This window comes from Wolbachia endosymbiont (group A) of Conops quadrifasciatus (genome assembly GCF_964027015.1).
GTDB lineage: Bacteria > Pseudomonadota > Alphaproteobacteria > Rickettsiales > Anaplasmataceae > Wolbachia.
Map to the genome: position 1 here is coordinate 530,683 of NZ_OZ034722.1, position 21,207 is coordinate 551,889.

The window sequence follows — 21,207 nt, forward strand, 5'->3', positions numbered from 1 at the left end:
TGTGCAAAACAGTCTTTAAATAATCTTTTTATTTTTTGTTCGGTAGAAGTCATAGTCCTATACCTCTTGTTTGAGTTTTGTTCTTATAACTTCCCCACAAGAACCTTGCATGCAGCTTTCCCGCACACGGCTCCACAATAATAGCATTCATAGCATTCGCTCTCATGTATATAAAGAATAGTGTATTTTTGGCTTTGGTAGTGGATTGACTAGTAAGTAATGGTTGAATTGCTCCCACTTCATACTTCTCTTTTGACTACGTCGGTTTATCCACTTAAATGCTAGCCTTGTTATCGATCGATAGAATTGACTTAAACATCGATAATTTCCGCTAATTCCGAAATAGCTATAGTGTCCTGTTAGTTTAGTTTTGAGTTTCTGCCACCATTCTTTAAGACGATCGTGATTTCGAATTCTCTTCATCCATTCTTTGATTTCTTTAATCTTTCTGGCTAGACTTGTTTTTACAGTTTTCTGTTTTATCATTAGTCTACCATTACGACTCTTTCCACAATAATGGGTAAATCCAAGAAATTTGAAGCTATTCTTTCTTCGTTTCTCTCTTTCTGCTTGATACCATTCTCTCTTGCCAAACTTTACTATTCTTGTTTTGTTTTCAGATATTTCCAATCCAAATTTTCTTAATCTTTGTTTCAGCAATTCCAAGAACTCTTTCGCATCTTCTTCCTTTTCGCAGCACACTACAAAATCGTCGCAAAACCTTATTAGCTGCATACTCACTCTGGATCTAGGTTTAAATTTCTTTTCAAACCACAAATCCAATACATAATGTAGGTATATTTTAGCTAATATTGGGCTTACTATACCGCCTTGTGGTGTACCTTGTTCGGTTGCTTCATAATGTCCAGCTTCAACTATTCCTGCCTTGAGAAACCGTTTTACTAACCACAATAAGTTGGGGTCTGTTATCCTCTCTCTCAGACATCTCATTAGCCATTTATGCTGAATATTATCATAGAACTTCTTGATATCCACTTCTACAATGTAATTAATTGGTTTGTCCATAACTGCTTTATTCAGTGTTTTGACCGCTTGATGACAGCTTCTTCCTGGTTGAAATCCATAAGAGTTGTCCAGAAAATTTGTTTCATAAATACTTTCTAGTATCTTCTTTAACATTATCTGTACCAACTTATCTTCTGTTGATGGTATTCCGAGCCCGCGTTTCTCTTTGCTCCCAGTTTTTGGTATATATACCCTTTTCACCGGTTGCGGTTGATACTGCTTTTTCTTCATGCTATCCACTAGAGTTCTAAGCTTCTCTTCAAGATTTTCTCCGTAAGTTTCCACTGTTACCTGGTCTATACCGCAAGCCTTGTTTCGTTTTAGTTCCTTATAGCACTCTGCAAGATTCTCTGCATTTATCAGATGCACTAACGATGTGAATTTCAATCGTTTATCTCGCTTCGCTCTTTCTACTATCTGGTCTAGTTTTCCTTGCATATTCCTCCAATCTCTGTTGTATTTGTATAGCAATCCCTATACCAGTTACTATATTGCTAACCGCTTCCCCTTGTATGTGGCTTTCCCACACTCTGAGTACTATCAGTTAGTCCGACTTCCTTCGTATCTTTCCCCAGTCCTCGCCTTTATTGACTTGTTCTAGAGTACCCTATTGGGAATACAAAGGATCTCCCAAGTTCACGTAAGTTCCATCTCAACACATGACACGGCCTTAGATCCCGATGGAGCAAGTGATATCTTGCCTTTTCGTTATCACTTATTTTGTCTTCCGCCTGCAAGAGAGCGTCAACCTCCATATCGTCAAAAATTTCGGGACTCAATACCTTTACTTTCGTTGCATCCTATATTGTCCCTTCTATTAGCCCTACTACGCTTGTTACCTTACGTAGCATAATTTTTTTTGTGTACAGTCCCAGAGTGTGATAGTATGATAAAATGTGAGAAAAAAATACCATCAAAGGAGGAATTATGGGACAAGTATTACATGGGTGTGCCAAAACAACAGAGACGATTCGTAGAGCAATACAAAATAGTAAAGAGAGCATAGCAAAACTCTCAAAGTATTATAACCTTAATCCAAAAACTATTATTAAGTGGAGAAAACGCTCATTCACTAAAGACGCTGATATGGGTCCAAAACATCCAAGATCAACTGTTCTAACTTTAGAAGAAGAAGCAATAATCGTCGCATTTCGGAAGCATACACTTCTACCATTAGATGATTGCCTTTATGCCTTGCAGTCTACAATTCCGCACTTAACTCGTTCTAGCCTGCATCGCTGTTTACAAAGACATAACATTAGCAAACTGCCAGATGTTGATGGTGAAGCTAAACCAAAAAAGAAATTTAAGAAATATCCTATAGGCTATTTCCATATTGATATTGCAGAAGTCAGAACAGAGGAGGGAAAACTATATCTATTTGTTGCTATAGATAGAACATCCAAATTCACCTATATTGAGTTACATAAAAGTGCTACAAAACCCATAGCTGCTGAGTTTTTACGTAATTTGATTAAAATTCTACCGTATAAAATCCACACTGTTTTGACAGACAACGGTATACAATTTACCAACCAGAAACGCCATAAATACGCTTTCCAACACATATTTGATAGAGTTTGTGAAGAACATAATATTGAACATCGTCTAACAAAAATCAGCCATCCTTAGACAAATGGGCAAGTTGAACGTATGAACAAAACTTTAAAAAATGCTACTGTTAAAAAATACTACTACCAATCACATCAGCAACTCACAAAGCATCTTTATGACTTTGTCATGGCTTACAATTATGCAAAGAGACTCAAAACTCTTAATGGTCTTACTCCTTTTGAATTTACATGTTCTCAGTGGACAAAATCTCCTGAATTGTTTATACTAAATCCTTACCATCACACTCTGGGACCATACAGGGGCGAAGGGTGTCAAGTAAGTTTTTCTTTCCCGTGAATTCCCTTTGAAGTTGAATATTGAAAATTGACTGGAGAGTTGTGGATTACTTTGTATATGTCATAACAAGCCATGGCACTCTCGGCAAAACCACTTAATATTAACTTTAGTTTGCCTGAATAAGTAGCTATATCTCCGATTGCATATATTCTATCTCTACTGGTTTTTAAGGTAGTCGGATCAACAACTATGCGGCCATGTTCTAACTCTATACCCCAACTGTTTATTGGACCAAGATTCATTGACAATCCAAAAAATGGCAGCAAAAAATCAGCGGATATTTCTTTTTCTTCCTTAGAGGCAATTTTTTTTACTATCACTGCGCTCAACTGCCCATTACCTCCTGCTAGTTCGTGTAATTGATATGGCACTACCAGTTCTATCTTTCCATCATTTTCAAGTGATTCTAATTTATTTCTAGTTTCAGGAGTGCAGCGAAATTCCTTTCTTCTATGTATCACATAAATTTTCTTTACAACTTTAGAAAGTTCTACAGTCCAATCAGCTGCAGAATCACCCCCCCCTGAAATGACTATAGTTTTGTCCTGAAAATCAGAAATTTTATTTACACTGTAAAATACAGATTGATTTTCATATTCTAATATACCACTTAAGGGTGGACGGTTAGGTTCAAACATTCCGTTACCTGCAGCAACAATAACAGCCTTACATTTTACCTCTGTACCTGTGTTAGTTATGATAGTAAAGCTTTGATCACAGTTATTCGAAATCTTTTCCACTTTTTGACTTAAATGGTAAACAGGCTCAAATGGTGAAGCTTGCTCCATTAATTGCTTAATTAATTTTTGGGCAGTAATTACAGGATAACCAGGTATATCATATATTGGCTTTTCTGGGTAAAGAGCTGTGCATTGTCCTCCTGCTTGATCCAAAACATCTATTATATGACATCTCATATCAAGCATTCCCGCTTGAAAAGCAGTGAATATTCCAATAGGCCCTGCACCTATTATTACTATATCGGTTTTCATATTCAGATGGTAATCTATTTATAGATATTAGCTTTCTTCGCTAATAAGGTCAATTTACAAAGGGATGTATTTTTAAAAGATGTGGCTAGATTAGATAAGATTTCCAGCGTTATGAACCACATAGTCCAAATAAGCTCTAAAAATCAGCTAACATAGCGGGATGCTAAAAGTAGCGTGCGGACGGAATGGGATTCGAACCCATGGTACGCTCATCACGTACGTCAGTTTTCAAGACTGGTGCCTTAAACCGCTCGGCCATCCGTCCATTTCTTTTCTATCACAACATTTGATTTTAAGCAATCTATAAAAGCTTTACTTGCCCACGCAAAAGTTGCTAAACACACTACTCAATATTTCCTCAACATTAATAATTCCAATCACCGCACCAAGTTCAAATGCAGCAAGCCTCAAATCTTCAGATATCAACTCAATTGGATTATCGATATTAAAACGTTGTAAATGTTCCAGTGCTTTCTGCATGTGACTCCTATGTCTTTGCCGAGTAATCACAGGAGTGTCTCTATCATGCCCAAATTTTTCCTCTGCCTTCTTTTTTATGAGAGAGATCAACTTGTTTGTACCTATTCCCTTTAAAATAGAAATAGGTAGAAAATCTACACCGCCAATCAGTATATTTCTGTCATTAATTGCATCGTCAGCTTTGCTCAATACATAAATAGTATCGCTATTTACAACGTTGCAATTGATATTATAACGTTTTCCAAAAGGAAATAGTTCTATTCTTAGATCAGCTTCAAAAGACCTCTTTTTTGCTCGACTTATGCCTTCTGATTCTATCGGGTCTGAACTCTCACGAATTCCAGCAGTATCAGAGAGAATGATTGGGTATCCGCCAATGTCAATATGAGCTTCAAGCACGTCTCTTGTTGTGCCTGCATATTCAGAAACAATAGCAATATCACGCTTGGCTAAGAAATTAAACAGAGTTGATTTACCGACATTTGGTTCACCAGTTATTACAATATGTAAACCCTCACGCAACCTTTCGCCCCGTCTATTATCATTTAAATGCTCTTGTATCAACTGCACGAGAGATTGCACTTCATTATTAATTTTTTTCAATTCACTTTTTTCTGCCCAAATGTCCTCTGGAAAGTCTATATATGCTTCGATTTTGGATTGTATCGTTATTAATCTTTGCCTCCAATTGCTGTATAGTCTCTCCAATTCTCCCGATATCTGCTTAATCGCTTGTTTAGCTTGCATTTTCGTCTCAGCATCAATTAAGTCTGCAATCCCTTCTATTTGCGTTAAGTCAAATTTACCATTTAGAAAAGCCCTAAGTGAGAATTCTCCAGGCCTGGCCATAACAAAAATTTTTGATAATTCCTCCAAGATGATTTTTATGACTGCCTTGCTTCCATGCACTTGTAACTCTATAACGTTCTCGCCAGTGAAACTGTTTGGAGCAGGGAAATAGATGATTATTCCATTATCTATCAATTGATTGGAATCATCATATAGATCAACTAAAGTAGCAAATCTTGGTTTAATTTCTTTCTTAATATGAAAATGATTTAAAGCTTTAAGCGCGTAGTTGCCTGAAATTCTGATTACTGCAACTCCTGACTTACCCAATACGGTCGATAAAGCGAAAATAGTTTCATTTGTGTTTGTCATTATTTATATAAACTACTTAGCAATATTACACTTAAGAAACCAAAATACCTAATTTGAAAATATTCAAAATTTTTATCTATCTTGCTAGTTTATAGTAATATCATATTAATAAATATGATTATATAAAAAACTGCAAAGGTCACTCAGGTAAAAATATTTATTTTGAAAACTGATAATATGATTTATAATTATCAACATAGGTTTTAAATATTTTATGCTCAAGAAATTAGCTTGGTATTGGTCTTTTGTAGAGTTAATTAAAGGGTTTGTTATTACATTAAAATATATGTTTAAGCCAAAGGTTACTTTGAGGTATCCTATGGAGAAGGGCCCTTTAAGTCCAAGGTTTCGTGGTGAGCATGCGTTGCGTAGGTATCCAAACGGTGAAGAACGATGCATAGCTTGTAAATTATGCGAAGTTATCTGCCCTGCTCAAGCAATAGTTATTGAAGCGGAGGAAAGAGAAGACGGTAGTCGTCGCACCACGCGCTATGATATTGATATGACAAAATGCATATACTGTGGACTTTGCCAAGAGGCATGTCCAGTTGATGCAATTGTGGAGGGTCCTAACTTTGAATTTGCTACTGAAACAAGAGAGGAGCTAATGTACAATAAAGAAAAGTTATTGCGTAATGGTGAAGTTTGGGAAGACGCAATTGCACTCAGGTTGAAAAAGAATAGACCGTATTATTAACTAGGTATGTCAACAATTAAAATTTCTTACAGAAAGTATGTAATGGATCTCTTGTACAACTGTTATTTAAGTGAAAGATCAGTAGCTCACCTTTTGGTGTCATTCCAGCGCGTGACGCTGGAATCTAGAAAAAAAAGAAACATGGATCCCAGTGTCACGCACTGGGATGACAAAAGGTCTGATGAATGATAAAAGTTACCTTTTCAACCGAACAAAAAGTAAAAGAATACAGTAGTAGAGTCACTGGCTTTGATATATTACAACCGGATGCTTTGAAAGAAGCAGTTGCATTGAAAGTAAACGGTGAGTTGTATGATCTCTCACGTGAAATTGAATCTGATGCAGAGATAGAGGTGATACAACTGAGTGACGAAGCGGGTTTAGATATAATAAGGCATGATGCTGCTCATATAATGGCGCAGGCAGTGAAAGAGCTATTTCCTAATACTCAGATTACTATTGGCCCAACAATTCAGGACGGTTTTTACTATGATTTTGCTACAGATCGTACCTTCACTACGGATTATCTTGCTGCAATAGAAAAGAAAATGAAAGAGATTGTAAAAAGTAATCACAGATTTGTTCGAGAGGTTTGGACTCGCAAGCAGGCAGTTGATTTCTTTAGTGGTATAGGCGAAAAATATAAGGTTGAAATTATATCCTCTATATCAGAGAGTGAAAACCTAACTGTTTATAGACAAGGCGATTTTGTAGACCTATGCCGTGGTCCGCACTCACCATCAACCGGCAGGGTTAAAGCATTTAAACTTATGAAAGTAGCGGGTGCATACTGGCGAGGTGATGCAAAGGGCCCAATGTTGCAGCGAATATATGGCACAGCATGGAGAAATAAGGATGAATTAAACGCTTATCTTGAGTGTCTCAAAGAAGCAGAGAAACGTGATCACCGCAAAATTGCCAAGGATATGGATTTATTTCACATCCAAGAGGAAGCTGTCGGGCAGGTTTTTTGGCATGAACAAGGATATATTTTATATAATGTTCTTGAGTCTTACATCAGAAAGAAGCTAATAAATAATGGCTATTTTGAGGTAAAAACCCCTATTTTAGTAAGCAAGGAACTGTGGGAAAAGTCGGGACATTGGGATAAATTTCGTGAAAATATGTTTATTGTTGATGAATCTGAAAGCAAAAAGCTAGCAATAAAACCTATGAATTGCCCTTTTCATGTGCAGATTTTTAATTCTCACACTAGAAGCTATCGCGATCTACCAATACGTATGGCAGAGTTTGGCACATGCCATAGAAATGAAAGCTCAGGCTCATTGCACGGACTGATGCGAGTGCGTGGTTTTACGCAAGACGATGCACACATTTTTTGTATGGAAGAACAAGTAAATTCTGAAACTGTAAAGTTTTGTGACCTTTTAAAAGAAGTATATTCAGAGTTTGGATTCAATGAAATTTCTGTGAAATTTTCAGACCGTCCAGATATTAGAGCAGGTAATGATGAAGTGTGGGATAGAGCTGAAAAAGCGCTGCTTGAAGCCGTTAAAGAAGCGGGCTTGAGTTATAAACTTAACCCTGGTGAAGGTGCATTTTATGGTCCAAAGTTAGAGTTCGTTTTGAAAGACGCAATAGGCAGAAATTGGCAATGTGGAACATTACAAGTTGATTTCATTTTACCAGAACGTCTGGGAGCTTTTTATATAGGGGCAGATGGGTACAAGCATCACCCTGTCATGTTACATAGGGCAATTCTTGGGACTTTTGAGCGTTTTATCGGAATTTTGATAGAAAATTATGCAGGAAAATTTCCAGTTTGGCTTGCTCCAACGCAACTTGCTATTCTGACCATTACAAATGAAGCTGACGGTTACGCCACAGAAATTAGCAATATTTTAAAAGAACAAGGTGTGAGAGTCAAGACTGATTTGACCAATGAAAAAATTAGTTATAAGATACGTTTGCATAGTTCAAACAAGGTTCCTATATTGTGGATTATAGGCAAAAATGAAGTTACAAGTAAAACTGTGTCAGTGAGAAATTTAGGATCGGAAAGACAGGAGTCTTTTTCTTTGGAAAAGGCTACTGAATCGCTGTTAAAAAGTATTAATTTGAATTAAGGGAGTTAAAGTTTGCAAGTTAAAAAGAACAATAAAAACAGAATTAATGGATTCATCACAGCTAAGGAGGTACGCTTAGTTGATCATAGTGGTGAAATGGTCGGAATCGTGCCAATAGAACGAGCTTTGGAATTTGCACAGGGTGTTGGTTTAGACTTGGTGGAAATTGCACCTGATTCAACCCCTCCAGTATGTAAAATTCTGGATTATAGCAAACAAAAGTATGATATAAAAAAGAAAGCAAGTGAAGCAAAAAAGAAACAAAAAACATTAACTATAAAAGAAATTAAACTGGGTCCTAATATTGGTGATCACGACTACGAAACAAAATTGCGTCAAGCAAGAGACTTACTTGCCCACGGACATAAAATCAAAGTTACAATGAGATTTAAGGGCAGAGAGCTTATAAACACTGAAGTCGGACTGGAAAAATTAGAACGGCTAATTAGAGACACTGAAGATATTGCAAAGGTAGAATTGGCACCTAAAAGGGAAGGGAATCAATATTTTTTAGCTCTGGTTGCTAAGTAGCAAAACGGCTTAAGAAGTATAAGTAGAGTTAAACTATCGCTCTCTCTTTGATAACATGGCGAAAATGTCTTATTAATCCTTGAATCGGCCAAGCTGCAGCATCACCAAGTGCGCAAATTGTATGTCCTTCTATTTGAGTTGTAAGGTCAAGCAGCTTATCTATTTCATCAGGCTTAATATCTCCTGCCACCATCCTCTTCATAATCCTCCACATCCATCCAGTACCTTCACGGCATGGTGTGCATTGTCCACAGGACTCATGCATGTAAAAGTGTGATAACCTCTCTATTGCAGCTATTATATCAGTTGATTTATCCATCACTATTACAGCAGCAGTACCAAGCCCTGATTGTGCGGTTCTTAATGAATCAAAATCCATTTCAATAGTATCGCATATAGATTTTGGAATTAATGGCACTGAAGACCCACCAGGTATTACAGCAAGTAAATTATCCCAACCTCCTTGCACTCCACCTGCGTATTTTTCAATCAATTCACGTAGTGGAATTCCGAGCTCTTCTTCAACATTACACGGGTTGTTTACATGTCCTGAAATACAAAAAATCTTAGTACCAGTATTATTTGGTTTACCAAGAGATGCAAACCATTCTCCTCCGCGATTTAGAATATCTGGAACCATGGCTATAGTTTCAACGTTGTTTATTGTGGTTGGACAGCCAAAAAGTCCAACACCTGCGGGAAATGGAGGTTTCATGCGAGGAAAGCCCTTTTTTCCTTCAATTGATTCGAGTTGAGCTGTTTCTTCCCCACATATGTAAGCTCCTGCACCCCTATGGATAAACACATCAAGATCATAACCTGATTTGCAGGCATTTTTTCCAATTAAGTTTTCTTTATAGGCTTCCTCAAGTGCTTTTTTTAGAACTAAATATTCATTATAAAATTCACCCCTGATATAAATATACGCAACTGATGCGCTGATCGCTTTGCCGGCTAGGAGAATTCCCTCAAGTAACTTATGTGGCTCATATCGCAATATATCTCTATCTTTACATGTACCAGGTTCTGACTCATCTGCATTGACTACTAAATATGCTTTTGGGAGATTTTTGGGCATAAAACTCCACTTAAGGCCGGTGGAAAATCCTGCACCCCCTCGACCTCTCAAACCAGATTTCTTTACTTCATCAATGATCTTTTCTGATCCTAAATCTAGTAACTTCTTTGTTTTTTGCCAGCTACCACGTTTTTTTGCACCCTTAAGTAGTGGAGTTTCTTTACCATTTAGGTTGGTGAATATTTTGTCTTGTTCTTTTAGCATGTTTTTCAAAATTTGTGAGTGATCCCGACGCGATTCGAACGCGTGACCCACTGATTAAAAGTCAGTTGCTCTACCGGCTGAGCTACGGGATCATTTCATTTTTCAGCTATACTAAACATCAATACAGTTTTTATCCGTTTTAATCAAACTAAAATTTTCATGTGTGGTTAAATAAATTATATAATATACTGCTTAGTGATAATTTAGTTAAAAAATCTATGGATAATTTAAAAAATTTTTAAAGGAAAACTTCTTGTTAATTTTCAGTTCACAGATTTATTTGGATGGTGTGAAGTATAACGCTAAGGAGACAAGAAAAATAGAAAACTGTATATACCTGCAGAATTTGTGCACTATTATAATGCTTAGCAATAGCCTATAGCTAACACGTCACACTGCTGCAGATAGATTCCGCTAACACGTAGCGAAATGACGGTTTTTCAAATTGTCAGTAAATCTAAGTCAGTTTAGCTATAACAGATAAATATTTCTTGCATTTCAGCTTGAGTGATTTATGCTTTAAGCAAGAATTACCTGGGGGTATAGCTCAGCTGGTAGAGCATCTGTTTTGCACGCAGAAGGTCAGCGGTTCGATCCCGCTTGCCTCCACCAATATAGGTTCTAGCATATCATAAAGTCAGCTTATTTTAGCCCATGAGTATTTTATACTGGTTCCCTAAAAAATCCCTCTTTCTGTAACTTTTCTTTATGCAAGTAATGTTTGTTATTATAATTCTGATATATACTAACTTAACAATAAATTAATTAATAAATGTTAGAATAACTATAATTAAATTTATTAGGTCATATTTATGAGTGGAAAAAAGCATGTTTTTAAGATGGTGTCTGGGAAAGAGGTGCTTAAAGATCAGATTAGACATAATATAGATTGGTCTAACGGGATGCATCGTACATCTGTTAAAAAAGTTGAGCTTGTACCACTGGATGATAAAAATGATGTAGTACTAAACTTACCTGCAAAATTCTGCGGCGATCTTTGCAAAGACCGTTTCATATGCATAGAGAAAAATGAAGAAGGTCTGGCAAGCAAGGTAAAATATGATTCTAACTCAGATTATGTAAACAATAAGCATGCACTTGTATATTACAGTAATACATTAGTTAAGTTATCAATTGCAACAAATTTTGTGAAGGGTATGGTCATTAGTGGTTGTAGGAGTACTGTTGGGTCGGAACAACTGAAATACCAATATGTAACATGGGAAGAGTCAGATACTGGTAACAATAAATATTATTTTTCAGACAGGGAAGGAAATATAATTGACTCACCTGACAATGAGGCATTACAAAACATTATGTTATACTGCGGTGAGAGACAGATGATAAGAGATATAGTACTACCCAATATACCAGAGAGTATACTATTATCAAATGCATTTGCCAAAATTTTTGCTGAGAACCTAACAGAAAACCAGTTAAAGACTCTTGCCAATACCCTTAGTAACGAGCAACTGCAAAAAATAATTCCTGAGCTGAGTTAAAATCAACTAAAGACTCTTGCCAATACTTTTAGCAACGAGCAACTACAAAAAATCGTTCCTAAGTTGAGCTCAAACCAGTTGCAGGCTTTAGCAGAGAACTTAACAGATGAACAACTCCAAGCTTTAGTAGATCATCTAACCAACCACCAATTACAAACCCTTGCTCAGGAACTAAATCCAGAAAAGTTACAAATAATTGTTCCTATTTTAAATGATGCTCAGCTTGAAGCTCTAGTGAGAGACTTAAATCCAGAGCAAGTAAAAGAAATTTTACCTCACTTAAAAGTGGATCAGTTCAAAGCACTTATTAAAACTTTAAATGACGAGCAATTTACAGTGCTTGCAAAAGACTTGGCTGAGCACCACTTGACAATACTCTCCAAAGAATTAGAAGGTGATCAGTTGAAAGCTTTAGTAAATAGCTTGCAGGAAGATCAACTGAAAGACTTAGTTAATAAGCTTGATCATGAGAAACTCGAAGCAATTGCTCAGGATTTAACTGATTCTAATAAGATTCAGATTATCATTAAGTCTTTAGTTGATAACCCAGACAAACTTCAAGCTTTTGCTCGCAATATGTCTAATGAGCAGTTTAAAGAACTTTTGGATAACATAGGCGTAGAAGAGCTTAAAGATATCATTCACAAACTGCCTTATGAGAAAGTGACAGCTGTGATTGGTGATCTTGACAGTAAGGATCAATCTAATGATATTATTAAGATGTTGAAAGAAAGGTTTAAGGAACAAAATGTGAAGCAAGAGGAAATGAAAGAAAAACTTGAAGAACTTAAGGAATTGCTGGAAGGTGATGATATAGTTAACCCCAATCAATTTAGCTATCAACATTCTTCTGTAGTAAATGAAGAGTATTACCTTAACAGTAATGATGCTTATACTGTTCAGGATTACTCCGTATCTGTTTAGCAGATTACAGAAGATAATGAATAACATTATTTTTAATATTATTATTTAAGGAGTTAATAAATATGAATAATTCAACAGAAGATAAAAAATTTAATGTGGAGTTAATTGAGGCACCATTAAAAGAGATAACAGGAACTAAAGGGATGGTAAAAGCTGACACATTTGTAAAATCAGTCAATCCCATAATAAAACATATCAATAATGTAGTAAACTAAACCGCACAGCACTTATCTACAATCAAGAAGGAAATTGGTGATAAAGATTCAGGTTTAATTGGGAAAATCGATAAATTGAGAGAGGAAGTAGATTCATTCATGGATTCTGACATAACAAATCCCAACACCTTTTTTTCTCCAGAGTTAAATCCACTAGGATAGAAAATAGCTAATAATTAGCAAAAATAAGAAAAAGTAATAGCCTACTGGGCTATTACTTTTTTCACATACCATTTCAAGGTAACTAGTTAGTTTTAAATTCTAATTTTTTATAGTAGTTAATATGAGTAATTACAGTGTAAAAGAAAGCGAAAGCAACTTTGAATTAATAAGCGGAATAGGCGAAAACGACTCTAGAGTAATAGATGACATAGAAGTCAAATTAAGCCTAAATCTTTTGAGAGCGATAAAGAAAAGAATGCACAGGTCAAATATGTCCACACAATTCTAGATAAACTAATCGCAGATTTAAACGACACATTTGTTCCTAAATTAAATGACGTGTTGAAAGGTCATCAAGATTATATGGATGAATTGTATGATAATTCAAATAGGGTTGAAGAGCTAGTTATGGATAATAAGAAGGATCTTAAATTTTTGAAAGAAAACTTTAATAACCTAAAAGAAGAGGTTGAAAATTTAAAAACAGGAACAATTGGTGGTGATAATATAAGACCTGCTGCAAAAGGTGATTGAAAAAATAATGTGAGAGAAGTAGAAGAAGAATAAGCAGATTGAGTAAGGTAAAAAAATGAGCTTTAGTTACTATAACATGAAGAAACACCCAAGAAACTTTCGTAATATAACAGGTTTAACTATAGAGGAGTTCGAAAAGGTAGTGGAAAAAGTGAGGTCTGGGTGGGAAAGAGTTGAAAAACAGAAAAAGTGCCATGGTAGAAGATCACAACTACCAACTCTAGAAGATAAGTTATTTTGCGTAATTTTGTACTATCGCACTTACATAACACATAGATTTTTAGGGTGCCTGTTCAATGTGCACAACGCAAATGTATGTAGGTTACTGAAGAAAATAGAGCCATTACTTGCCAAAAAAGTTACTATAACAAAAGAATTGCTGGTATTGTGAATCTTAAGCACGCCTTTTAGTTAACCTTGATTTTAGTCACCCTCCTTTCCTTCTTTTTATTGCTTGATTCGCAGCAGGTCTGATGAATGGGAAGCACCAACTCACTTTGATATATTGTAAGTAGTTAGGAAAGTAACAGCTTGCTAGCAGGCTGCTGCTTTCTCCACATACTATTTAGGTACACCTGGGGTTAGGGAGTTTGTTTTAAAACTTTCGGCATATAGTTCTCATCATGTTTTGCAAACACTGTATCTGCAAGAAAAGTACTATTATCAAACATTTTACCTTGCACAACAACACCACTTTTTTCTGAAAACATTGGTGGAAGTATTCCCTGATATTTCACCATAACGCTCTTATTAAAATCTGTCATTTGAAAAATCACTTCACTTTCGTTGCGTATCACGCTATTTTCAACGACCATTCCACCAACACGGATTGGCTTTTGATTATTTGGTAAAACTATTGCCTCACTTACTGTATAGAAAAATGAGATATTTTCTTTGAGCATCGTTAAAATAAAAAAGACTATGCAGCTTAAAAAGCAGAAAATTCCTGAAGTTATAAGTAATCGCTTATGTTTTTTCTTCATTATTATCTTTCAGGCTTTCTAGAATTTTTTTACTTTTAGTATAGCAAGAAATGGTAAAAATCAGTTCTCCGGTAATCAACGTAAAACTAATAAGGTAAGCAAAAATTACATATGTATTCATAATGCATTATCAATAAATAACTCACCTGCATCAAAATAAATTAAGCTTTCATCCTTTTGCTGCAACACCAATTTACCACTTTTATCTATATCAGCAAAAATTCCTTCATACAATTTGTCAGCTAACTTTACACTGATTTGCTCATTCATTTTGAATGCTTTTTTTAACCACATTTCTCTTATAGCATAAAACCCATCAAATAGCCATTGCTTTCTTAGCTTATTAAAATTTGTTATTAATTCCTTTAACAGATCCATGTTAGACACAGATTCACCGTAATTGCTAATGCACGTTGTTCCTGGAAGTGGTGCATGATTGACATTAATTCCAATTCCTATAATGAGCCAATTCGAATTGGACTTTCTTTCAAGCAATATTCCACTGATTTTTTTACTATCAACTAGGACATCATTTGGCCATTTATATTGAATGTTACTATCATTCATAAATGACAGTAAAGTATTCCCTACAGCAAGAGCAGTAACAAAAGTCAATTCTGTCAATTTGCTGACATCCGTTTCTTGGTTAATTGTCAAACTCGCATAGAGATTACCCTCTGGAGAAATCCAGCTTTTTCCAGTGCGTCCCCTACCTTCTGTTTGTTTATCGGCAATAATAATAGTTTCATTAGATATTCCTTTATCAATTAAATCTAGTGCTTCTTTATTAGTGCTTGAAACTTCTTTGTAGTGATGAATATGAAAGCCCTCAAATACTTCAGGGATCACCTTGTCAGCCCTTTAGTTCAATGAGTGAGTCAAGATCTTCTACATACAAGAAAAGAACGAGGTTGATCAGTAAAGCCACTGAAGTGATAATGAATAGACCCTTAGAATAGGCAACCTTATTACCACTAGCTTTATCAAAATACATAACTTTCATGATATTTAAATAATAGTAGCATGATATCACACTCGCTATTACAAGGATCAAAGACAGACTGATAAAGCCAGAATTTATTAAACTTTTGAATATAAAAAATTTAGCGATAAAACCTGCAAGTGGAGGTATTCCCGACATCGAGAGTAATAGTATAGAAAGATGGAATGCTAAAATTGGTTGCTTTTTTCCTATACCAGATAAATTTGCAATATCACAATCGTCATCGTCAATTTGTACGAGATATGAGAATAGCCCTATGCTTGTGATGATATATATCACCAGATACATTAAGGCACTATCTGTTCCTGCTTGTGTAAAAATAGAAAGTGAAGCAAATATAAAACCAATGTGACCAATTGAACTGTAAGCAAGCAGCCTTTTTAAGTTTTGCTGACGCAAGGCGCCAAAAGCTGAGATAAGCACAGACAATGCTGAAACGTATAAGAAAATAGGCTGAACATAACTTTTTACATTTACTAACTCTTCATTCATCAATCGAATTAAAAATGTTACAAGTGCAGCTTTTGGGGCCGTAGAAAAAAACGCAGTTACTATGGTAGGTGCACCTTGATAGACATCTGGAGCCCACATATGAAAAGGAGCAATAGCAAGCTTGAAACACAAACCAATAAGGATAAAAACTAACCCAAAAACTATTCCATAAGTTATCTGATGGTTTTGCAAGAATGAACCGAGCTCAGAGAAATTGACTTGTCCTGTATATCCATAAAGCAGCGACATTCCATATAGCATAATGCAGGAAGATAGTGCACTAAGTGTAAAATATTTCACTCCTGCTTCACATGAATAAGCTGAATCTTTATTAAAGCTCGCAAGAACATACAAAGATATACTCATCAACTCAAAAGCTAAATAAAAAGAAATCAGACTATTTGCTGAAACCAAAGTTATCATGCCAAATAGCGCAAAAAGAATCAGTATTGAAAATTCATATTTATAGTCATATTTTGATAAATTCAGCATCAAAAGTATTAAAATTCCTGTGCTGAGAATTAACCCTTGGGCTGACCTGATGTATAAATTGAGTTTTAACAACGAATTAAAGAGAAAAATTTCATTGTTTTCTGCCGAAATAATTAAAATAATCAAAGTTACCACTGTGCAGCCAAGTGCTAATAAGTTGATAGTTCGGCGGTTAAATATAATTCCAAGCAGTAGCAACACTAACGAGGAGATAATAGAGAACGTTTCCGGCAATATCTGTATATAATTCATAGCGCATTATATTTGACTAACAAATTTGCCATACATGGCTTCAAATAATTCAGTGCAAGGATTGGGTAGAATCCAAGCAAAATAACAAACACTGCAAGCAGAATTAAGACAGAAAATTCTATGCTATCCAAGCGATTATTTAATAATTTAGAATAGCTAACCCCCCATATTATTTGCTTACATAAATTCAGCATATAAACTGCGCTTAAAATAGTGCCAAGTGCGATAAATCCTGTAAAAAACCCTATGCTCTTAAACATTCCAACCATAGCCAAAAACTCGCCTATGAATCCAGATGTTCCAGGTAGCCCTATTGAAGCCATTGAAAATAAAATGAACATAAAACCAAATTTTGGCATTGTGTTTACTATGCCAAAGTACTTTGCAATCTCCAAAGTTCCAGTTCGAGTATATAGCATTCCAACACACAAAAATAAAGCAGCAGAAATAAGGCCATGACTAATCATTTGAAATATGCTACCCAGTACTCCTTCCTCACAAAATGAAAAGAGGCCAGCGGTAACGATCCCCATATGTGCTATTGAAGAATAAGCTATTAACTTCTTTATATCATCTTGAGCAAACGCAACTAGAGAAGCATATATCACCGCAATAATGCTCAGCACAACAACGAAATTTGAAAAATACAAACTTGCCTGAGGAAGCATTGGAATAGAAAACCTTAAAAATCCATATCCCCCCATTTTAATAAGCAAGCCAGCTAAAATCACAGATCCAGAAGTTGGTGATTGCACATGCGCATCAGGAAGCCAAGTGTGAAATGGAAACATAGGTACTTTTATTGTAAAAGAAATAAAAAATGCAATCCACAGCAATGACTGCACTTCAAGATCAAGGCTTGGCACTAATGTAGCTAATTTTTGTATACTAAACGTTCCAAAAACACTATAGATGTATACCAACCCAAGTAGAAATAATAATGAGCCAGTTAATGTATAAAGAAATAACTTAAACGTCGCATATATCCTTTGCTTCCCTCCCCAAATGCCAATAATAAAGAACATTGGTATTAAGACAGCTTCAAAAAACACATAAAAGCTTATAGCATTCAGTGAAACGAAAAAACCGACTACAAAACTCTCAAGCAGTAGAAATAATGCCATATATGGCTTGAGGGTCGTATAACTCATTTTGCAATTATAGAGCATACAAATAACAAACAAGAAGGTCGTAAGTAGAAGGAAAAGCAACGATATTCCATCCACCCCTATTCCAATATCTCTTACTGGATAGCTGACAAACTGAAAGTCCGCATTGTTATAATCAAATTCTATACAAGCTACAATGCTAAGCAAGAATGGAAGTACAGCAAAAAATAGGGCAAGGAATCTTAGGTGTATAGATTGATGATTAATCCTGATCGAGGATAAAATCAACGCTCCTATCAGTGGAAGCAAGAATATACTAAGTAACAACACCTTCTATTTAATTCCAATAATATATAAAGCACCGATTATTAAAGTAACAAACATAATAAATGCATAATCAAATATATAACCAGTTTGTAACTTTATAGAACTTTTTGAACATTCATTAACCAACCTTACAACACCATTTGGTCCAAATGAATCAATAGCCTTAACATCAAACTTCCATAGAAGCCTAGATATAAACCTTATCGGTGCAATTATAACAAACTCATACACCTCATCAAAGTACCATTTATTCTGCAAAAACTTAAGTAAAAATTTACTCTTAATTTGCCTAATTACTTTATATTGGTAAATTAGGTACGCAAGTGCTATTCCACTTAGGCTTGCCAAGGTTGGTAGTAATTTTATAAAGAAATTATGAACTCCATGCTCATCAATCACCATTAAACTTGATTTCCAAAACGCATTACTAGTTATGTTCAAAATATTTGCTCCCCACACTCCAGAAAATACCGATCCAAAAGCAAGTATCAGTAATGGTATAAGCATAATCTTCGGTGCTTCATGTATATTAATTTTACTTTGTTTTTGGCTATGGAACACAAGAAGCAATAACCTCCAAGAGTAAAACGCTGTGAAGAATGCAACAACTAAGCTTATTACAAAAGCAAAGCTATCCGTGCTATAAGCATGTTCAATTATCAAATCCTTTGAGTAAAAACCTGCAAATGGAAATATTCCAGAAAGCGCAAGAGACCCAATCCACATGAGAGTGTAAGTGCAAGGGATTTTCTTCCAGCAATTTCCCATTTTCTGAATATTTTGCTCATGATGCATTGCATGAATTACATTGCCAGCACCAAGAAATAGTAGAGCTTTAAAAAAAGCGTGTGTCATTAAATGAAAAATAGCAACATTGTAAGCAGAAAGCCCACATGCCATGAACATATAACCAAGTTGGCTGCAGGTTGAATAAGCAATTATTTTTTTTATGTCGTTCTGAGTAATCGCAACCGTAGCTGCAAAAAAAGCAGTAAGTGCCCCAACAATAACTATTAATTCTCGTGCCACATTTGATAGCTCAAACAATGGAGAACATTTTGCTACTAAAAATATACCTGCTGTTACCATCGTTGCTGCGTGAATGAGTGCAGAAACAGGGGTTGGCCCTTCCATTGCATCTGGCAACCAAACATGTAAACCAAGCTGTGCAGATTTACCCATACAGCCAATAAAAAGTAATATGCATATTATATGAATTATTTTAAATTCACAGTAGAATGCCCTAATGTTCTGTGCGCCAAGAAGATCAGCTGTGTCAAAAACTTCAGTAAATTTCAAAGAGTGAAATGTATAATAAATGAGAAAGATCCCAATCAATAGTGCAAAGTCTCCTACCCTATTCATAACAAATGCTTTAATTGCTGCATTATTTGCAGAATATTTTTGGAACCAAAATCCTATGAGTAAATAAGAACATAGGCCAACCCCTTCCCAGCCAAAAAAAAGCTGCACGAAATTATCGCTTACAACCAGCACAATCATGCAAAACGTAAATAGCGATAGGTAAGAAAAAAACCTCGACTTCCCTTTGTCATGCTCCATATAACCGATAGAATAGAGGTGGACTACTAGTGAAACGGTGGTAATAACAATAAGCATTAAGGATGAGAGAGCATCCACACTAATTGCCCAATTTACTTTTAATACACTTAATGAAAATAGAGGAAATAAACTCAAGTGATAATTTTCAGAGAAGGTGAGAAAAACATACCAAGATAAAACTGCAGATATTCCAATCCCTGCCGTTGTAACTAACTGACTTTTTCTAAAAAGTGCTGCAAATAGCGAACCAAAAAGTGGCAAAAATACTATTAATTTCAGTATATGCGTCATACTTTCATTCTTTCATTAAATTTACTTGTTCAACGTCTATATTGCCACGGCTTCTATAATATACAACCAATATTGCAAGCCCAACTCCTGACTCTGCTGCCGCAACAGTCAACACAAACATCACAAAAATTTGCCCAACTATATCATTCATAAAGGCAGAAAAAGCAACTAGATTGATATTAATTGCCAGCAATAATATTTCTATTGATAACAGTATATTGATTATGCTCTTACGGTTAATGAAAATACCGCACACCCCAATAGTGAACAAAATAGCAGCAACTATCAGAAAATGATTTAATCCTATTTCCATTCCACTCCTTTTCCAAATTTAGCCTTAATCAATTTTACAGATGAAGATTGTGTCAATTGCTTTAATACATTCTGTTTTTTAATCCCTTTTTTCTTATCTTGTAAAGTAAGAGCAATTGCACCAACAATTGCAACAAGCAGCAGAATACCAGAAAGATGAAAAGCGTACATGTAGTCAGTGTAGAGCAAATTACCGATAGCTTTCACGTTATTGTTATTATAGTTTATAACATTGCTTATATTTGGTGCTGAGCTGCGGATTACAAAGCTGATAATCAGAAAAAACACAACACACAACATAGCACCAAGAGTGAAATGCTTCGCAAAACCCTGGCGCAATTTTATGTAGTCAATATCGAGCATCATAACTACAAAGAGGAATAACACTGCAACCGCACCGATGTATACTATCAATACCATCATAGCGATGAATTCAGCTCCAAGGAGAATAAAAAGAACTGCAGAATTAACGAAGGTGAAAATTAAAAATAATACTGCATGCACAGGATTTCTTACACTAATTACACAAACAGCAGATAAAATGCTAAGAATTGCGAAAAAATAAAAGAAAAAAGGCATCGATACTTTAACTGCAACAACAATTACTAATTTAAAGTGACTATCGTTGTAAAGTCAATACTAAATGCCTACCTTATGGATTAAACACTCAGGGATAAGGACATTCTTAATTGCAGTACACATACTCATATCAGGATCATTTTGCTTCTCTTCACTTACTTTCTCGCAAAACTTTCCAATACCATAACCCACCAGTGCACCAACAACAGTGGCTGCAATAAATACTGCAACAGCAACAATAGCAGGAGCTAAAGTGGCGGCTCCTGCAAGGTATGCTATGCTCAAACCTAAGACCTGTTG

Annotated in this window: 20 protein-coding genes, 3 tRNA genes and 2 pseudogenes; 11 read left to right on the plus strand and 14 right to left on the minus strand. The window is 35.4% G+C overall.

Annotation, left to right across the window (positions count from 1 at the left end; all coding sequences use genetic code 11):
• Positions 1-162: 162 nt before the first annotated feature.
• The gene (gene ltrA, locus AAGD69_RS02790) at positions 163-1,464 is read right to left on the minus strand and encodes a group II intron reverse transcriptase/maturase (protein WP_341811720.1); all 1,302 of its coding nucleotides are present in this window, start codon (positions 1,462-1,464) and stop codon (positions 163-165) included.
• Positions 1,465-1,953: 489 nt separating this feature from the next.
• Between ltrA and AAGD69_RS02795 the strand changes: the two are divergent.
• Positions 1,954-2,937: pseudogene (locus tag AAGD69_RS02795) on the plus strand (IS481 family transposase).
• On the opposite strand, the gene AAGD69_RS02800 reads toward AAGD69_RS02795, so the two are convergent.
• From AAGD69_RS02800 to mnmE, 3 genes are all read right to left on the minus strand, one after another.
• Positions 2,913-3,929: an NAD(P)/FAD-dependent oxidoreductase gene (locus AAGD69_RS02800; protein ID WP_341812527.1), complete on the minus strand. Its 1,017-nt coding sequence runs from the start codon at positions 3,927-3,929 to the stop codon at positions 2,913-2,915. The pseudogene AAGD69_RS02795 and the gene AAGD69_RS02800 overlap by 25 nt on opposite strands.
• A 177-nt stretch (positions 3,930-4,106) precedes the next feature.
• Positions 4,107-4,194: transfer RNA gene (locus tag AAGD69_RS02805), tRNA-Ser, on the minus strand.
• A 47-nt stretch (positions 4,195-4,241) separates the two neighbouring features.
• Positions 4,242-5,570: a tRNA uridine-5-carboxymethylaminomethyl(34) synthesis GTPase MnmE gene (gene mnmE / locus AAGD69_RS02810; RefSeq protein WP_341812528.1), complete on the minus strand. Its 1,329-nt coding sequence runs from the start codon at positions 5,568-5,570 to the stop codon at positions 4,242-4,244.
• A gap of 214 nt (positions 5,571-5,784) precedes the next feature.
• Here mnmE and nuoI point away from each other — a divergent pair, with 214 nt between their 5' ends.
• The 3 genes from nuoI (at position 5,785) to infC (ending at position 8,885) form a co-directional block, all read left to right on the plus strand.
• Positions 5,785-6,267 (plus strand): NADH-quinone oxidoreductase subunit NuoI, encoded by a 483-nt coding sequence (gene nuoI, locus AAGD69_RS02815; protein WP_038199316.1) that lies wholly within the window; start codon positions 5,785-5,787, stop codon positions 6,265-6,267.
• A gap of 185 nt (positions 6,268-6,452) precedes the next feature.
• Positions 6,453-8,354 (plus strand): threonine--tRNA ligase, encoded by a 1,902-nt coding sequence (gene thrS, locus AAGD69_RS02820; protein WP_341812529.1) that lies wholly within the window; start codon positions 6,453-6,455, stop codon positions 8,352-8,354.
• A gap of 12 nt (positions 8,355-8,366) precedes the next feature.
• On the plus strand, positions 8,367-8,885 hold the full coding sequence (gene infC / locus AAGD69_RS02825; protein ID WP_265032780.1) for a translation initiation factor IF-3: 519 nt from the start codon (positions 8,367-8,369) through the stop codon (positions 8,883-8,885).
• A gap of 28 nt (positions 8,886-8,913) precedes the next feature.
• Here the strand turns inward: infC and nuoF are convergent, their stop codons facing one another.
• Positions 8,914-10,167, minus strand: a complete 1,254-nt coding sequence (gene nuoF, locus AAGD69_RS02830; protein ID WP_341812530.1) for an NADH-quinone oxidoreductase subunit NuoF — start codon at positions 10,165-10,167, stop codon at positions 8,914-8,916.
• Between the two features lie 19 nt (positions 10,168-10,186).
• Positions 10,187-10,259, minus strand: a tRNA-Lys gene (locus AAGD69_RS02835).
• Positions 10,260-10,703: 444 nt separating this feature from the next.
• On the opposite strand from AAGD69_RS02835, the gene AAGD69_RS02840 reads away from it, so the two are divergent.
• The 7 genes and pseudogenes from AAGD69_RS02840 to AAGD69_RS02870 form a co-directional block, all read left to right on the plus strand.
• Positions 10,704-10,779, plus strand: a tRNA-Ala gene (locus AAGD69_RS02840).
• Positions 10,780-10,979: 200 nt separating this feature from the next.
• Positions 10,980-11,669 carry a hypothetical protein gene (locus tag AAGD69_RS02845; protein WP_341812531.1) on the plus strand — a complete coding sequence of 230 codons (690 nt, stop codon included), beginning with the start codon at positions 10,980-10,982 and terminating at the stop codon, positions 11,667-11,669.
• A 78-nt stretch (positions 11,670-11,747) separates the two neighbouring features.
• Positions 11,748-12,593 carry a magnesium transporter MgtE N-terminal domain-containing protein gene (locus tag AAGD69_RS02850; protein WP_341812532.1) on the plus strand — a complete coding sequence of 282 codons (846 nt, stop codon included), beginning with the start codon at positions 11,748-11,750 and terminating at the stop codon, positions 12,591-12,593.
• Positions 12,594-12,655: 62 nt separating this feature from the next.
• Entirely contained in the window at positions 12,656-12,808 is a 153-nt protein-coding gene (locus AAGD69_RS02855) for a hypothetical protein (protein ID WP_341812533.1), read from the plus strand.
• 283 nt (positions 12,809-13,091) lie between these two features.
• Positions 13,092-13,259, plus strand: coding sequence for a hypothetical protein (locus AAGD69_RS02860; RefSeq protein ID WP_341812534.1), 168 nt, complete (start codon positions 13,092-13,094; stop codon positions 13,257-13,259).
• Between the two features lie 50 nt (positions 13,260-13,309).
• Positions 13,310-13,504, plus strand: coding sequence for a hypothetical protein (locus AAGD69_RS02865; protein ID WP_341812535.1), 195 nt, complete (start codon positions 13,310-13,312; stop codon positions 13,502-13,504).
• Positions 13,505-13,559: 55 nt separating this feature from the next.
• Positions 13,560-13,880 (plus strand): annotated as a pseudogene (locus AAGD69_RS02870) (helix-turn-helix domain-containing protein); the annotation flags it as partial.
• A 205-nt stretch (positions 13,881-14,085) separates the two neighbouring features.
• Here the strand turns inward: AAGD69_RS02870 and ccmE are convergent.
• The 8 genes from ccmE to AAGD69_RS02910 form a co-directional block, all read right to left on the minus strand.
• Positions 14,086-14,487 (minus strand): cytochrome c maturation protein CcmE, encoded by a 402-nt coding sequence (gene ccmE / locus AAGD69_RS02875; protein WP_341812536.1) that lies wholly within the window; start codon positions 14,485-14,487, stop codon positions 14,086-14,088.
• 117 nt (positions 14,488-14,604) lie between these two features.
• Positions 14,605-15,336, minus strand: a complete 732-nt coding sequence (locus AAGD69_RS02880) for a biotin--[acetyl-CoA-carboxylase] ligase (RefSeq protein WP_341812537.1) — start codon at positions 15,334-15,336, stop codon at positions 14,605-14,607.
• Between the two features lie 4 nt (positions 15,337-15,340).
• Entirely contained in the window at positions 15,341-16,726 is a 1,386-nt protein-coding gene (locus AAGD69_RS02885) for an NADH-quinone oxidoreductase subunit N (protein WP_341812538.1), read from the minus strand.
• A complete protein-coding gene (locus AAGD69_RS02890) occupies positions 16,723-18,165 on the minus strand; it encodes an NADH-quinone oxidoreductase subunit M (protein ID WP_341812539.1) in 1,443 nt (480 codons plus the stop codon). The genes AAGD69_RS02885 and AAGD69_RS02890 overlap by 4 nt, the downstream gene beginning before the upstream one ends.
• Positions 18,166-18,168: 3 nt before the next feature.
• Positions 18,169-20,016 (minus strand): NADH-quinone oxidoreductase subunit L, encoded by a 1,848-nt coding sequence (nuoL, locus tag AAGD69_RS02895; protein ID WP_341812540.1) that lies wholly within the window; start codon positions 20,014-20,016, stop codon positions 18,169-18,171.
• Positions 20,017-20,020: 4 nt separating this feature from the next.
• The gene (gene nuoK, locus AAGD69_RS02900; RefSeq protein ID WP_341812541.1) at positions 20,021-20,329 is read right to left on the minus strand and encodes an NADH-quinone oxidoreductase subunit NuoK; all 309 of its coding nucleotides are present in this window, start codon (positions 20,327-20,329) and stop codon (positions 20,021-20,023) included.
• Positions 20,320-20,907 (minus strand): NADH-quinone oxidoreductase subunit J, encoded by a 588-nt coding sequence (locus AAGD69_RS02905; protein ID WP_341812542.1) that lies wholly within the window; start codon positions 20,905-20,907, stop codon positions 20,320-20,322. Before AAGD69_RS02905 ends, nuoK begins: the two co-directional genes overlap by 10 nt.
• 60 nt (positions 20,908-20,967) lie before the next feature.
• Positions 20,968-21,192, minus strand: coding sequence for a hypothetical protein (locus tag AAGD69_RS02910; RefSeq protein ID WP_341812543.1), 225 nt, complete (start codon positions 21,190-21,192; stop codon positions 20,968-20,970).
• Between the last annotated feature and the right edge of the window lie 15 nt (positions 21,193-21,207).

Bases quoted from the DNA above. Each gene is read 5' to 3' on its own strand.
- ltrA (WP_341811720.1), bottom strand. From the start codon at position 1,464: ATGCAAGGAAAACTAGACCAGATAGTAGAAAGAGCGAAGCGAGATAAA.
- AAGD69_RS02800 (WP_341812527.1), bottom strand. From the start codon at position 3,929: ATGAAAACCGATATAGTAATAATAGGTGCAGGGCCTATTGGAATATTC.
- mnmE (WP_341812528.1), bottom strand. From the start codon at position 5,570: ATGACAAACACAAATGAAACTATTTTCGCTTTATCGACCGTATTGGGT.
- nuoI (WP_038199316.1), top strand. From the start codon at position 5,785: ATGCTCAAGAAATTAGCTTGGTATTGGTCTTTTGTAGAGTTAATTAAA.
- thrS (WP_341812529.1), top strand. From the start codon at position 6,453: ATGATAAAAGTTACCTTTTCAACCGAACAAAAAGTAAAAGAATACAGT.
- nuoF (WP_341812530.1), bottom strand. From the start codon at position 10,167: ATGCTAAAAGAACAAGACAAAATATTCACCAACCTAAATGGTAAAGAA.
- AAGD69_RS02845 (WP_341812531.1), top strand. From the start codon at position 10,980: ATGAGTGGAAAAAAGCATGTTTTTAAGATGGTGTCTGGGAAAGAGGTG.
- AAGD69_RS02855 (WP_341812533.1), top strand. From the start codon at position 12,656: ATGAATAATTCAACAGAAGATAAAAAATTTAATGTGGAGTTAATTGAG.
- AAGD69_RS02860 (WP_341812534.1), top strand. From the start codon at position 13,092: ATGAGTAATTACAGTGTAAAAGAAAGCGAAAGCAACTTTGAATTAATA.
- ccmE (WP_341812536.1), bottom strand. From the start codon at position 14,487: ATGAAGAAAAAACATAAGCGATTACTTATAACTTCAGGAATTTTCTGC.
- AAGD69_RS02885 (WP_341812538.1), bottom strand. From the start codon at position 16,726: ATGAATTATATACAGATATTGCCGGAAACGTTCTCTATTATCTCCTCG.
- nuoL (WP_341812540.1), bottom strand. From the start codon at position 20,016: ATGACGCATATACTGAAATTAATAGTATTTTTGCCACTTTTTGGTTCG.
- nuoK (WP_341812541.1), bottom strand. From the start codon at position 20,329: ATGGAAATAGGATTAAATCATTTTCTGATAGTTGCTGCTATTTTGTTC.
- AAGD69_RS02905 (WP_341812542.1), bottom strand. From the start codon at position 20,907: ATGCCTTTTTTCTTTTATTTTTTCGCAATTCTTAGCATTTTATCTGCT.